The sequence below is a fragment of the Phycisphaeraceae bacterium genome, from assembly GCA_019636735.1.
Taxonomy (GTDB): Bacteria; Planctomycetota; Phycisphaerae; order Phycisphaerales; family SM1A02; genus VGXK01.
In genome coordinates, this window is record JAHBWY010000002.1 from 163,752 (window position 1) to 177,326 (window position 13,575).

9 protein-coding genes are annotated in these 13,575 nt (G+C 65.7%); 7 read left to right on the top strand and 2 right to left on the bottom strand.

What is annotated here, in order from left to right:
* The first annotated feature begins 27 nt into the window (after positions 1-27).
* From KF724_02855 to KF724_02865, 3 genes are read left to right on the top strand one after another with little or no spacing between them, the layout of a single operon-like run.
* Positions 28-1,824: a hypothetical protein gene (locus tag KF724_02855; protein ID MBX3354620.1), complete on the top strand. Its 1,797-nt coding sequence runs from the start codon at positions 28-30 to the stop codon at positions 1,822-1,824.
* Positions 1,825-1,847: 23 nt separating this feature from the next.
* On the top strand, positions 1,848-2,963 hold the full coding sequence (locus KF724_02860) for a ParA family protein (GenBank protein MBX3354621.1): 1,116 nt from the start codon (positions 1,848-1,850) through the stop codon (positions 2,961-2,963).
* Positions 2,963-3,979: a VanZ family protein gene (locus KF724_02865; protein MBX3354622.1), complete on the top strand. Its 1,017-nt coding sequence runs from the start codon at positions 2,963-2,965 to the stop codon at positions 3,977-3,979. Before KF724_02860 ends, KF724_02865 begins: the two co-directional genes overlap by 1 nt.
* Here the strand turns inward: KF724_02865 and KF724_02870 are convergent.
* On the bottom strand, positions 3,934-4,326 hold the full coding sequence (locus KF724_02870; GenBank protein ID MBX3354623.1) for a hypothetical protein: 393 nt from the start codon (positions 4,324-4,326) through the stop codon (positions 3,934-3,936). The two genes, KF724_02865 and KF724_02870, sit on opposite strands and share 46 nt — an antisense overlap.
* Before the next feature lie 76 nt (positions 4,327-4,402).
* Between KF724_02870 and murJ the strand changes: the two genes are divergently transcribed.
* Positions 4,403-6,004 carry a murein biosynthesis integral membrane protein MurJ gene (gene murJ, locus KF724_02875; GenBank protein ID MBX3354624.1) on the top strand — a complete coding sequence of 534 codons (1,602 nt, stop codon included), beginning with the start codon at positions 4,403-4,405 and terminating at the stop codon, positions 6,002-6,004.
* A gap of 391 nt (positions 6,005-6,395) precedes the next feature.
* Here murJ and KF724_02880 read toward each other — a convergent pair whose 3' ends face one another.
* Positions 6,396-7,799 (bottom strand): radical SAM protein, encoded by a 1,404-nt coding sequence (locus KF724_02880; protein MBX3354625.1) that lies wholly within the window; start codon positions 7,797-7,799, stop codon positions 6,396-6,398.
* A 718-nt stretch (positions 7,800-8,517) separates the two neighbouring features.
* On the opposite strand from KF724_02880, the gene KF724_02885 reads away from it, so the two are divergent.
* The 3 genes from KF724_02885 (at position 8,518) to KF724_02895 (ending at position 13,487) form a co-directional block, all read left to right on the top strand.
* On the top strand, positions 8,518-10,359 hold the full coding sequence (locus KF724_02885; protein MBX3354626.1) for a hypothetical protein: 1,842 nt from the start codon (positions 8,518-8,520) through the stop codon (positions 10,357-10,359).
* A gap of 6 nt (positions 10,360-10,365) precedes the next feature.
* Positions 10,366-12,582 (top strand): hypothetical protein, encoded by a 2,217-nt coding sequence (locus KF724_02890; protein ID MBX3354627.1) that lies wholly within the window; start codon positions 10,366-10,368, stop codon positions 12,580-12,582.
* A gap of 134 nt (positions 12,583-12,716) precedes the next feature.
* Entirely contained in the window at positions 12,717-13,487 is a 771-nt protein-coding gene (locus tag KF724_02895; GenBank protein MBX3354628.1) for a hypothetical protein, read from the top strand.
* The last annotated feature ends 88 nt before the right edge of the window (positions 13,488-13,575 follow it).

A 13,575-nucleotide genomic window follows, 5' to 3' on the forward strand; every position in this document is an offset into this window, starting at 1 on the left:
AGCGTCGAATGCACTACCATCGCCCTGATGCGCGGCAGTTCAAGGACACGGGCTCGCCAAACGCCGCGCGCGGCCAGTCGGCTCTCGATGAGTGCGCTGGCGGCCGTCGCTCTCGGCGCGACCAGCCCGGGCTTCGCTGGTGCCGTGCAGGCGCGAACGGCGCCGGGCGCTCCACTTGTGAACTTCGGAGTTCGAACGCCCGCGCCATTGGCGGTGCGTGGAGGCGTGGTGGCCATTGAGCTCGATCCGCCGTCACGACGACCCGGTGACACGCGGCGCATCGAGTGGCCCGATGAGGTCCCGGTGACGCTCAGTACGGGCGAACGACTTCAGGCGTCGCTTGGCGTGGTCAGCCGTGGTCTGCCGAGAGCAGAGCGATCGTGGACGCTGCCCGCCGAGGATCTCGAGGTTCGCTCGCCGTCGGTCTTCCTCGCGGCATTCGACGAGACCGGCATCGGTGTCGACGCGGCGCTCGTGGCGCTCGTCGAAACGCCCGCTGACTTTGCGGGAACGATCGAAGTTGGTGCAGTCCGCGTGGCACCGGCATGGATCGACCCCGAGCCCGCGGTCGCGCCGGAGGTCGTGGAGGCACGAGGCGTCCTTCGATTGACCTCCGGGACTCCCGATCTCCCCGATGCGCGCTCGCCCGGCGAGTACTGGCGCTGGGTCCTGCTCGCTCAGGAGTTGGACATGACCTGTGAAGCGCCGCCCTTCGCGGCGCCCGCGGCGCTTCTGGCGCGCCACCGCGCTGAACTCTGGCAGGCCGGTCTTGAGCGAGTGCGTCGAGGAAGCCCATCGGTGGCGAAGGAGCTTCGCGAGTTGCTCACTTCGCGTGTCAGCGACCCGCAGGCACAGGGAGCCCCGCGCTTGATCGCCGCATGGATCGCCGGCGCCGAAGAGTTGGCCTCGCTGCTCGCCATTCTTCTCGATCGCCAGCGAAACGATGAAGCCACGATGCGCGCCGCGCTCGGCTGGATGGAGTCTCGCTCGCCGTTGACCGTCTGGCTCGAGTCAGACGCAGGCGCATCGATCACACTGGTGGCCGCGAACCCGCTCCCGGTGGAAGCGGTGGTGCGGTGTGCGTGGCTTGAGGCGCCGGCCGAAGTGCCGGTGGCGCTCCTCATCCCTCCACATGGAGTGGCGCGCACCCGCATTGAGCGGCCCATCGAAAGGGTCGCCGTTGTGCCGGGGCAGCCGCGAGGGGAGCCGCTCGAGCGCTGGCGCGGCGGGCTCACGCTGCGACTCGAAAGCGGACGATGGCGCGGCCGGCTCGTGGTCGGCCCCGGCATCTTCTCCGTGCGCCCGCCGGGGCTCGGCTTCGCTGCGTTCGTGCCTCCACTCTCTCTCGCCTCGGCGCAGTCGCAACGCATTGAGCCCGATCCCACACCGTGGCGCACCACGGCGAGCATCCGCAAGCTCGCGCGGCGTTGGGAGTTGTTCATCGAGTGCCTCCGACCGGAGCCTGTCGCGGGCGATCAGGTGATCGTGACGGTGGGCGACCCTGCCGGAACACCGGCTCGCTTCTCGGTGAACGAGCAGGGCGCCATCACCATGCTCTCGGGTGGCGCGATGGGCGGCCTTGCCGCGCACGCCGGTCGCTACGCCGATCGCTGGCGGGTTCGCGTGGAGCTGCCGGATTCGTGGATACCCGAAGCGGAACTTGGCAGCTCGGAGCGCCTGCTCTTCGTGGGGCTCGAGCGCCAACCCGGCGCGGGTCGAAGTCGCCAGACCGCGGGATTGCCCGTGCCGGCGTGGTCGCCTCCCGCCCCCATCTGCACGGACCTTGGTGCGTGGATCGACATGCCCGCTCCAGCCGGACGATGAGCGGTCCCTATACTCGCGCGACCATGGAAGGGTCGCCTCGCATCATCGCCATCCTGAATCAGAAGGGGGGTGTCGGCAAGACGACTTCGGCGGTCAATCTCGGCGCGGCGCTGGCGGAGGCCGGCGAGCGCGTGCTTCTGGTCGACCTCGATCCACAGTCGAATCTCTCACTGCACTTCGGCGTTGAGCCCGATGAGCATGCCACGACCATCTATGACCTGCTGCTCGACCCGGACGCTTCGGCTGACGCGGCGGTAGTCGCGGCGCGAGAACAGCTTCACTTCATTGCCGCCGTCACTGAGTTGGCGTTGGTCGAGGGCCAGCTCGCCTCGGTGCCGGACATGCAGCGTGTGCTCGCTCGAGCGCTCGCGCCGATTCTGTCGCGCTACGACACGGTGATCCTCGACTGTCCCCCGTCGCTGGGCGTTCTGACGGTGAACGCCCTCACGGTGGCCCACGAGGTCATCGTTCCCATGCAAGCGCACTATCTCGCGCTCAGGGGACTCGAGAAGCTCCTCTCGACGGTGCATCTCGTGGCCCAGGGCCTCAATCCAGCGCTGCGCGTCAGCGGAATTCTTCTCTGCATGCATGAGTCGCAGTCGAGTCACGGCAAGGCGGTGGTCGAGGAGATGCGAGCGCAGTTTGAGCAGTACCGCGGCTCGGGCCTCCCCTGGTCAGAGTGTGAGATCCTCTCTCCTCCCATTCGTCGCAATGTGAAGCTCGCCGAGGCGCCATCGTTCGGTCAGACGATCTTCGACTACGCGCCGCAATGCGCCGGAGCGCAGGACTACCGCGCGGTTGCGGCGAGCCTGCGGCGGCGCCGCGCGGCGGTGCCGTCGAGCCGTTCGGGCGCATCGTCGAGCCGCCCCACGCCCTCCAACGCTCCTGATGCGCGGCCATTGACGCCCAGCACAACCGGCACTCCAAACACGCCCGGCGCTCTCAACACGCCGGGCACGCCAAGCATGCCGAACTCGCCGGATTCGCTCAACACAGCGAGCCCCGTCGAGGTCCGCTTCGAAGAAGCGCAATCCGCGTCCCCTGAGCCCAAGCCCGTCGTCGCGGCTCGAAACCCGGGTGAGGTTCGATCATCGGAGCCGGCCGCTTCGAATCCGCGATCGGGTGGGATCAGCCTCTGATGCGTGACGCGGGTCGCTCCGCTCGTCGCAAGCTCGGCGTGGTGACGGCCTTCGCGCTGCTGGTGAGCGCGGTCCTCAGTCACTGGCCCGGACTGGGGCTTGGCCCGCCGCATGATCCGGGGCCCGACAAGATCGTGCACATGGTGCTCTATGCGCTTCTTGCGACGGGAGCGTGGTTCAGCGGATGGTTTCGATCACTCTGGATGCTCTGGATCGCGGGGGTGCTGTGGGGTGCGCTCGATGAGTGGACCCAGGGCTGGGCCATCATCGGGCGCCATCGAGATTGGGAGGATTGGGTCGCCGACCTGATGGGTGTCTCTCTCGCCGTCGCGTGGATCGTGGCCACGAAGCCGCTCGGAGGATGGGAGTCTCGGCGACGCCGAGCGGCGCGCGACGCCGCGATGGCTGAGCTCTTCTCGAAGTGGTGGCCATGGCCCGCGGTTCTGCTGGGTGCGCTCATCGGCGCTGCTGGCTCGCTTCCGCTCTTCATGTTCATCGGCGAGCGCTCATGGGCGATGCCCAGCCGACAGGTCGTCATCACCGGGCTCATTGTGGTCGCCATCGCCTCAGCGCACGCTGCGGTCGAGATCCTGCTTCGAATGACGGTGCTGCCGAAGCGTCCACTGCTGCCCGATCGTGTGATGGGTCGACTGGTGGCGGGGCCGGCGATCATGGCGCTGCTGTTGCTCGTGCTGCTGATGGGTGTGGCGCAGTTGACACTCATCCTCCGGCCGATCCTGCGCAGCGCCGCAGTCGTCGATGAGTGGTATCGCATGCGATCCCCGACTCTTCGTGCGGCCATCGACCTTGGGCTCATTCTCTTCCTTGCAGCATGGGCCGCGCGCCGTGCGCGTCGGCGAATCACCGCCCGGATCGATCGGGCTCATCTTGAGTGCATCCGTTGTGATCACTCCCTTGCCGGCACGGAGGCGACGAACGGTGTCGGTCGCTGCCCGGAGTGCGGAACCGATTATGAAGTTCCGCCGGGGGAGGGGGCCGCAGCGCTTGCCCGCTGAAGATCGACCGACCCCGCGCCCATGGCGGGATTCAGGGTGCTGACCTTCAGGTCAACGACGGCCCTTCGATCGCCCTTCGTGAAGGTCAGGCGCGCCGAGGTGGTCTGGATGCGGCGCTCAACCAGCGTCCAGCCGTGGACGCGATAGCGGTCGATGGTGCGTTCCGCGACTTCGACCGGGGTCCGCATGGAGCCTCGGTAGACGACATGCACGGCGGTCAGCGTCTCGCCGTCACGCTCGATGCCGCTGACATTCCGGCTCTCCAGTCCGACGATCTGCGGGACATCGGAGCCGACGATCGTCTCAGGTGGTGCGTCGCAGCCGCCGATCAGGAGGAGTGCCGCCATGGCAGGAATCAGGGCCGGGGACATTCTCCGTCGGGGACGCATCGGGTCGATAGAGAGTAGCCATTCCCGACCCGCCATGGCCAAGAGCTTTGAGAGCCATGCCCGCACCGTCTCCCTCCTGACCCTGCTCTCGCGCGTCACCGGTCTGGCGCGCGATGCCACGCTGACGCGCGTCTTCGGCGCTGGTCCGCTGATGGACGCCTTCAACTTCGGCTTCCAGGTGCCGAACCTCTTTCGACGCCTCTTTGGTGAAGGGGCGCTCACTGCGAGCTTCCTTCCGGTCTACACGCGCCTTGAGCGCGACAACCCGGCGCTGGCGAGCGCCTTTGCCGGAGTGCTGCTGGGCGGCATCACGGTGGTGCTTGCGATCATCACCCTGGTCGGTGAAGCGCTGTTGTGGGTGCTGCCTCGCGACGGCGCCGACGGCGGCATCGGCCTCTCGCTGCTGATGATCATGCTGCCGTACATGCCGCTGGTCTGCCTGACGGCACTTCTGGGCGCGGTGCTCCAGGTGCACCAACGCTTCGGACCGACGGCGGCGGCGCCGATTCTCCTCAACCTCGCGATCGTGGCCACCGCGCTCCTCATGAGCGACTCCGCGCGACGCTTGGTCGGGTGGGAGGCGCTCCAGTCGGCCACGCACATTCAAGTCGTGGCGTGGTCGGTGGTGGTTGCCGGGGTCGGGCAGGTGCTGTGGAGCCTGGCAGCGCTGCGCCGGGCGCGGGTGCCGCTCTCATTCAACACGGCAGGGATCGGTGAACCGCTTCGAACGACGCTCCGCCAGGCGCTGCCGATGTTGCTCGGTCTCGGTGTCTTTCAGATCAACACCGCCATCGACAGCCTCATCGCGAGTTGGCGCACGATTGTGGGCCCCACAGTCTTCGGGGTCGAGTGGCCGCTGGCCGAGGGCAGTCTCACCTTCCTGAACTGTGCCCAGCGACTGTACGAGTTCCCACTGGGAGTGTTCGGCATTGCCGTGGCGACGGCGATCTTCCCCGCGTTCGCCCGTCAGGCATCTGACCCCGCGGCCTTCATCGACACGCTCCGGCGCGGATTGAGGCTGACGCTCTTCATCGCGCTGCCCGCAAGCGCCGGGCTCATCGCACTCCGCGAGCCCCTCGCGGCGACGCTCTTCCAAGGGGGCCGCTTCACGGCGAGTGACTCCGCGATGGTCTCCTGGGTACTGCTCGGATACGCCCCTGCAATCTGGGCGTACTCGACTCAGCAGGTCGCGACGCGCGCCTTCTACGCGCAGGGCGATTCACTGACGCCGATGCGCGTGGCGCTCGGCATGGTGGGGTTGAATCTCACCCTGAACCTCATTCTCATCTGGACACCGCTTGGGGTTGCTGGGCTCGCATGGAGCACGGCGCTGACGGCCATGGTGCAGGTCGCGATCATTCTCAAGCTGCTCGCGAGAAAGACCGGGCCGATCATGGATGGTGAAGTGTGGCGCAGCGTGCTGCGATCGCTCGGCGTCGCCATCGCGACCGGCGCGGTGGCGTTGATCATGGCGTCCGTGTCGGGGCGAGTGGTTGCCACAGAGACATGGGCAGGTTCAGCGCTGGCGCTCGCCGTGGGGACCGGCGCAGGTGTCGCGGCACTGCTCGTGTCGTCCCGTGGGCTCGGATCCGTGGAGCTTCGCTGGGCGTTGCGCGGACGCTCCGAGGGGCGATGATCGGCTGATGTTGCGCGCTGCCGCTCAGTGATGGCGCCAAGCAAGTGCCGCGGGCCACGAGGCTTGTGATGCGGCACAGGCCACGGTCCAAAGGCGGTCCCGAGAGCGCCTGAGGCACTCCGCATCGCTGCTCACACAGACGACCGGGCCTGCCATAGGTGGAGCGCCTGAGATGTTCTCAGGCGGCTCCCGAAATCGCCCATTCGGGGGTTCCGGGCTCCGCCTCTCCTCCGGGGCGGGGCCCTTCAATCGCTCCCCTCTGCACCCGAGTCGTGGACTCCTCGCGCTTGCGCAAGGTCCGTTCACGGCTCGGGGTTTTCTTGGGTGCAGCACAACCGCGGATCCCGTGCAGGCGGTCCAGCGACGCTCACCGTTCTTGCGGCTCTCGCCGTCAGGCCCCCGGTACGCGCCACTCGGCGCCGTCGCGCTCCACTTCGCGGTAAATGGTGTCGCGCTCGACGGGAACGAAGCCAGCTTCGCGAATCGCGCGCCGAAGGTCCCGCACCGTTGTCTCCTGATGCGTGCCGTCGCCTACCGCCTTGGTGATGTCGTACCAGACGACCGTTCCATCGATGTCATCGGCGCCCGATTGGAGCATGAGCTGCGCCATGCCGAGTGTCTGCATGATCCAGAACGCCTTCACATGTGGAAGGTTGTCGAGCATCAGCCGGGCGATCGCCAGCGTGCGGAGGTTCTCGAGTCCAGTCGGTGCTGGCAGTGACTCAAGTGCGCTGGCATCGGGAAAGAAGGGCAGGGGAATGATCGTCTGGAAGTAGCCGCGCTTCGGGCGCTCACCGTCGCGGTCGGGCAGTCGTCGTGACGGGTACATCGCCGCCGGACCGGTGAGCACGACCGCGGGGTGCGTCTCATCGGCTGACCCCTCGGTTGGCGCCTGCACTGGAACCGCGCACTCTGCGGCCCATTCAGCGAGCGTGCGGTCCTGCTGCCGTCGAATCACTTCAAAGTGCCGCAATCGCTCGGCGCGCGACTCGACATGACCGTAGAGCATGGTCACATTGGAGTTGAGCCCGATCTCGTGCGCGGTTCGGTGCACCTCGAGCCACTCCTCGGCGCGAATCTTCCCCTTGAAGGCCTCGTCGTGAACACGGTCGTCGAAGACCTCGGCGCCGCCACCGGGGAGCGAACCGAGACCGGCGTCCTTCAACTCCGAGAGCACCTGTCGAACTCCCTCGCCCTTCAGCCGGCCTCGCTTGGAGATTCGAACGAGGTGCACAATCTCCACCGCCGTGAAGGCCTTGAGGTGAAGCCGAGGCGTCTCCTGCCGGAGTCGTCGCAGCATCTCGGTGTACCACTCGAAGGGCAGCCACGGATGCAAGCCGCCGACAATGTGAAGCTCCGTCGCTCCGGCGCTCTCCGCCGACTTCGCCTGCGCCACGATGTCCTCGATCGTGTGTTCGTACGCGCCCTCCTGGCCACGCTTCCGGAAGAACGCGCAGAAGCGGCATGAGAGCGCACAGACATTCGTGTAGTTGATGTGGCGATTGATGTTGTAGTACGCGCGCTCCCCGTGAAGGCGTCGTCGCACGAGATCGGCCAGGTGAAGCACCGAGTGGAGGTCAGTGGTTTCATAGAGGCGGGCGCCATCTTCGATCGAGAGGCGCTGGCCCTCGATCACCTTCGCGGCGATCGGCGCAAGCGTCGGGTCACGCAGCCGGATGGGGCGCTCTCGCGCGGGGGAAACCCCGTTCTCTGCGCCAGCGGCGGAGCGGCGTGACCCCCATGGCGTCGCATGGCCGGAGGTCGGGTCGGTCGGTTGAATTGGGGCGACTGTCACGACTGGATGAGTCTAGGGGAGCGGTGCGAGGCCGTCCGTTTGAGAACATGGTCTGCATCGAGCCCGGCCGAACGCCGATGCAACGACCATGTCCACGCTGAGTTCTTCGCAGGAGTGGCCTCGGCGGAGTCGATCGATGACCGGATCCCGGAGTGACTCAGCCCGATCCGCCGCCCGCGCGCCGTCAACACTGGTCAAGTTGAGTCCGAGTTCGCTCGGACCTCGACCCGTGGAGAGTTGCCACACGAGCTCCCATGTCCAGCGCAATCAGCACTCCGAACGCTCATGGCCCGAGTGGCGCGATTCCGGGCCCCTCCCGTTTCGTCGCGCAGCGCATCAGGTGGACGATCGATCGCCGCCCCGCCGCGCCGCGTGATGACCGCTGTCGGGTCTGATAGCCCATCGTGACTCTCCAAGAACTCGCGCCTCCACACCGCGACATATTGGTCACCGACAACGCTCTGAGAGCCCCTTTGCGGCTGGCCCAGAACTCGCGCAGCCTTCAGCCAACTCCGCTTTCGCAGCATTGCGTCGACGATCGAGTGGCGGCTTCTCCGAGGCCGCTCTCGCTCGCCCCTTTCGGGTCGTTCGTCCTCACACGGACCTTCCTCGCTCAGTCTCGGAAACGCGGGGTTCTGAAATGGTCTCTTCGGGACGCAGAAGGGCCAATGACCGGTCGGAAGCTCGATTCACTTGAGATTCGGGCTATCCTGCGTGGATGCGATGGAGACTTCTGATCGCCACCATCGCCGCTGCGGCGGCCGTCGCGATGCCCGTGCACTCGCAGGTTCGCGTGGCGTTCTTCAATGTGGCTGGTCTTCAGGGGTCCAATGACGCCATCGCGCATGTGATTGCTGAGATTCACGCGGACCAGAGTCGCGGTTTTGCCATTCCCGCCGATGTCCTCGTCTTCACCGAGGTGCGACAGGTCAACCTCGCGCCCCTGATCGGCATCGTGAATGCGGCCGCGCCCCCCGGAGTGAGCTACTCCCTCGGCACCTTCACCACCAGTCCGTCAGAAGATCAGGCGACCGGTGCGAACGCGATCTTCCTTCGCAATGGCCGAGTGTTCGAGCTGCCCGCAGGACACAAGGACATCTTCACCGGTGCGGGCCGAAACACCGATCGATGGTGGCTTCAACTCGTCGGATACTCCTCGCCACAGGCCCGCTTCTATGTCTATGGCTCGCACCTCCGAGCGTCGAGCGGAAGTGCCAACGAGCAGCAGCGCCTCGAGGGTGTGCAGGCGATCCGCACCGACGCCGATGCGCTGCCAGCGAACACGCCCATCATCTACACGGGGGATATGAACTTCTACACGGCGAATGAGAGCGGCTACCAGTGGTGGATCTCGGTCCCCGGCAACGGCATTGCGGTCGATGTTCAGCCGGGCGAATGGACCGGCATCGTCAACGCGATCAAGCACACTCAGTCGCCACGCAGCGTCACGGGGGGCGGACTCATCGGTGGCGGCATGGATGATCGATTCGACATGCACCTCTTCTCAACGACGATGGTCGACGGGGCCGGTCTCGCGGTCATTCCCGACACCTATCGATCGTTCGGAAACGATGGCCTGAAGTGGAAGAAGGCCATCAATGATGGCAACAACTTCTACTTCCCCGGACAACTTGCTCGATCGAATGCTCTGGCCGATGCGCTGTTCGATGCCAGCGACCATGTGCCGGTGGTGGTCGATCTCCAACTGCCTGCCGTGCACGAGTCGTGGCTTGCCGCACAGCCGGGCAAGGTCATCAGGAATGCGAGCGTGGCGGTTGAATTGCGAACATGGAATGCCGTGAGCGTGGTCTCGCCCCTGGGCGTCGATCCGCTCAGCTTCGTCGCCGTGGGACAAGGGGCCGTGGTGGGGAATGTCTCGGCGCAGGCGCCGATCCAGCCGAACTTCTCGAGTTGGCTCTTCCCGGTCAACACTTCCGTGGTCGGGCCACTCAACGGAGGCGTGCTGGTGACCACCCCCAACGAGGCGGTGCAGAACTCAGCGTTGCAGCTTCCGGTCATTGGGAGCGTGGTGCGCCCTGCGAATGCGAGCTTCTCGCCGAACACGAAGGTGGCCTCGACGACGGCGTCCTTCTCCATTCCATCAGGGGACGGAGTGGTCGAGCTTCCGGTGTCGGTGTTCAACTTCAACTTCGACTCAAACCAGGCGATGCTGGATGTCGATGCAACGAACCTTCAGAATGGTCATCGTGCATTCTCGGTGATGCAGGGAAGCTCATTCGGCATCGGCAGCACGCCCGGCACGGTGAAGTTCGGCTTCAACCTCGCGGGGCTCACACCCGGGACCTATTCGAGGCAGGCGTTCCTCACCTGCACCGATGAGAACATTCCCGGCGAAGAGGTCTCGTTCCTGTCGCTGACACTTTCGGTGACGGTGACGCCACCCGCGATTCCCGGCGACCTCAATGGCGATGGCGTGGTCAACGGCGCGGACCTCGCCGTGCTGCTGGGGCAGTGGGGCACGGCAGGGAGCGCCGATCTCAACGGCGACGGCGTGGTGAATGGCGCCGATGTCGCGATTCTCCTTGGATTCTGGAGCTGAATGAGCATGCATGATGCATTGACCCGAGCGCTGGCCGCGGCCGCTTCCCTCGCCTTGTCGCTGCCCGTGCTGGCGGTGGATCTCTCCGTGGCCTCGATCGAGGTCACACAAGGCTTTCAGAACGGCTCGACGACCTTGGTCGGGGGCCGATCCACCATGGTCAGGGCCAAAGTCGCCATCAGCGGAAGCGCCGGCCCCGTGCAGGGTGTCGATGCGGTGCTCCGCATGTTCGTGAACGGAGTGGAGTCATCGGCCGGCCCCTTCTATTCGATGAACGGACCGATCGTGGCGCCGCTTTCGCCGAGTTCTGGCGCACTCGAGCACACGCTGAATTTCATCGTGGTCCCGCCTGTCTCCGGACAGGTCAGCTTCCGCATCCTGGTCAATCCGACGGCGAGCGTCACCGAGACGAACACCGCGAACAACCTCTTCATCTCGGGGAACTATGCCTTCGTCTGCCGGGCCGTGGTTGATCTGGCGTATGTCGCCATCAACTACACGCCGAGTGGCGGACTTCCGCCGCTTGACATGATGGAGCCGGGTAGCGCCGACAACTTCCTTCGGGGGATCTTCGCCGTCGGTGACTGGAACTACCACCGCTCGCCGCTTGGTGCCCTGACTTGGACGCAGAATGTGAACAACACCGGGTCGGCGCTTCTGAACGCTCTCGCGGACATCCGCAATGTGCAGATTCCGAATGCCGGTTACGGCAAGCCCGAGTTCGTCTACGGGTTTCTTCCCGGGAATCCTTATTCGGGCAATGGACTCGCCAACGGCGTGCCGGGAATCGTCGCCTTTGGCAACACGACAGAGAATCGTTGGCAGCGCACCTTCGCGCATGAGATCGGCCACCTCTGGGGCCTTGCTCACAACAGCGCCACCATCGGCCAGCCGTCGGTGGATGTGGAACACCACCTGAAGGACCCCCTCGGTCTGCCGCAACTTCATGCATCGACCAAGAGCGATGTGATGGTGGCGGGACTGCTGACCCCGGCAGCATGGGTGGCGGCGGGAACCTACAACAAGTGCTTGAGTGATCCGCGATCGCAGTGCAGCAGCGCCGCGGGCCCGGATGGCGACGGAGATGGTGGCGACTCCGATGCTCGTGGCCGTGAGGTGCCCTGTCTTCGAGTGGCCGGTGTGCTGACCCATCAGGATCGAAGCGTGGCGCTTGATCCGATCTTCGTCTTTGACCAGGCGCGGCCGACCGTTGATGACCCGGCGGGCGATGTGGCGATCGAAGCCCTCGATGCGGCTGGTCGCGTGGTGCACCGCGTGCGCCTCCGGACGGACACGATGCGCGAGTCATGCTGCGGCACCGGACGCCTGAATGCCACCGCGCCGATCTACGCGCTTCTGCCGAAGCCCGATGCCGGAGTGCGCGTGGATCGCGTGGTCATTCGAGACCTCGCGCCAGCGGCGCAGGGGCGGGTGATGACCTCGCGCGTGCGCTCGGCGCAAGCGCCAAGGGCCGAGATCACTTCGGCGTGGCCCGCGATCGCCGCGCCCGCACCGCAGGGCGGAGCGTGGAAGGCGAACCCGATCGAGGTGACATGGAGCGCGACCGATGACGATGGCGACGACCTCAGCTTCATGCTCCTCTACAGTCCGAACGGGGGAGGCCGGTGGGCGCCGGTCTCTGTAAATCCCCAGGGCGAGTCGATCATCTTCGACCCGAGTGGACTCCCCGGCGCCGAGCCGGGCCGCGGTCTTCTGCGGCTCTTGGTCAGCGATGGATTCAACACTTCCGTCGCCGAGCGCCCCATCGAGTCGCTCTTCATGCAGCTCAATCCGCCCGATGTGCACATCCTCTCTCCGAACGCCGACACCTATTGGCGCGGAGCCAGCGTCGTGCTGCACGCGTCGGGATGGGATCTCGAAGATGAGTACCTTCCGGGGTCGGCCTTCTCGTGGTGGAGTGATCGAGATGGCCCACTGGGCGTTGGCCGGTTGCTCACGACGCGGAGCCTTTCACCGGGCGACCATCAGATCTCGGTGATCGGCATCGACTCCGACGGCATGACGACGACGCGCGTCATCGCCATCACGATCTCACCTCGAAGCATTCCTACCGCTGACATCGACGGCAATGGCCTCGTGGATGGCGCCGATCTCGCGATGCTGCTCGGGAACTGGGGCAACTTCGGTGTGGGTGACCTGAACTTCGATGGTGTCGTCGATGGTCAGGACCTCTCCATCCTGCTTGGAAACTGGACGCCATGAAGTTCAACCACGCGCGCTCTCCTTTTCTGTTCGGGCGCACTCTGACTCGAAGCCGGACGGCAACTGCGCTCATCGTCGCGGCGCTGACCTCTGGCGGTGTCGCAACCTCGGTTCAAGGCGGTTCCATCTCGGTCTTGTGCAATCGCGACACCACGCTCATTCAGCCTGACTCGGGTGGGCAGGAGTTGAGCCTCGGGCAGGCGTGGCAGGTGTTCGCCGGTCGGGTCGGACCAAACGGTGGCGGGACCATTCGTCGCGGACTCATGCGCTTCCCGGTCGATGCAGTTCCTGCCGGGAGCATCGTGACCTCGGTCGAGGTGCATCTCTACATGAGCATGGGACAGGGCGGCGCTCAACTCATTTCACTCCGCCGCTGCCTGAACGACTGGGGTGAGGGTGTCAGCTTCGGCTATGGCGGCGGCGGCGTGAACCCTGCTCCCGGCGATGTCACCTGGACGAAGCGCTTCTGGCCGGACATTCCGTGGACCACGCCAGGCGGGGATTTCGTCGCTCAGGCGAGCGTGACCAAGAGCGTGAATGATCAGAACTGGTATGTCTTCGGATCGACGCCAGACCTGGTGGCCGATGTGCAGTCATGGGTCGATGGTGTGAACGAGAACTTTGGCTGGGTCATCACCGGCAACGAAGTGACCATGAAGACCGCGAAGCGGTTCGAAGCCAGGAACACCCCTTCAGTTGGTTGGCGGCCATTCATGGTGGTGAACTTCGAACTGCCGCCAGTCATCGGCGATGTCAATGGCGATGGCGTGGTCAACGGCGCCGATATCGCCGAGATCCTCGGCCACTGGGGCGTGTGCGGACAGACCCCATGTGTCGGCGACCTCGACGGCAACGGGGTCGTGGACGGTGCGGACCTCGCCGTGGTCCTGGGTCATTGGTCCTGAAGTCACCCGGGCCGGTTTACACGATCACAACGCAGATCAAACGAACTCTTGTCGAGCCCCGCGCACGGGCTCAGGCATGGTGAGCCTA

Coding starts and splice junctions, on each gene's coding strand:
- KF724_02855 (MBX3354620.1), top strand. CDS start 28: ATGCGCGGCAGTTCAAGGACACGGGCTCGCCAAACGCCGCGCGCGGCC.
- KF724_02860 (MBX3354621.1), top strand. CDS start 1,848: ATGGAAGGGTCGCCTCGCATCATCGCCATCCTGAATCAGAAGGGGGGT.
- KF724_02865 (MBX3354622.1), top strand. CDS start 2,963: ATGCGTGACGCGGGTCGCTCCGCTCGTCGCAAGCTCGGCGTGGTGACG.
- KF724_02870 (MBX3354623.1), bottom strand. CDS start 4,326: ATGGCGGCACTCCTCCTGATCGGCGGCTGCGACGCACCACCTGAGACG.
- murJ (MBX3354624.1), top strand. CDS start 4,403: ATGGCCAAGAGCTTTGAGAGCCATGCCCGCACCGTCTCCCTCCTGACC.
- KF724_02885 (MBX3354626.1), top strand. CDS start 8,518: ATGCGATGGAGACTTCTGATCGCCACCATCGCCGCTGCGGCGGCCGTC.
- KF724_02890 (MBX3354627.1), top strand. CDS start 10,366: ATGCATGATGCATTGACCCGAGCGCTGGCCGCGGCCGCTTCCCTCGCC.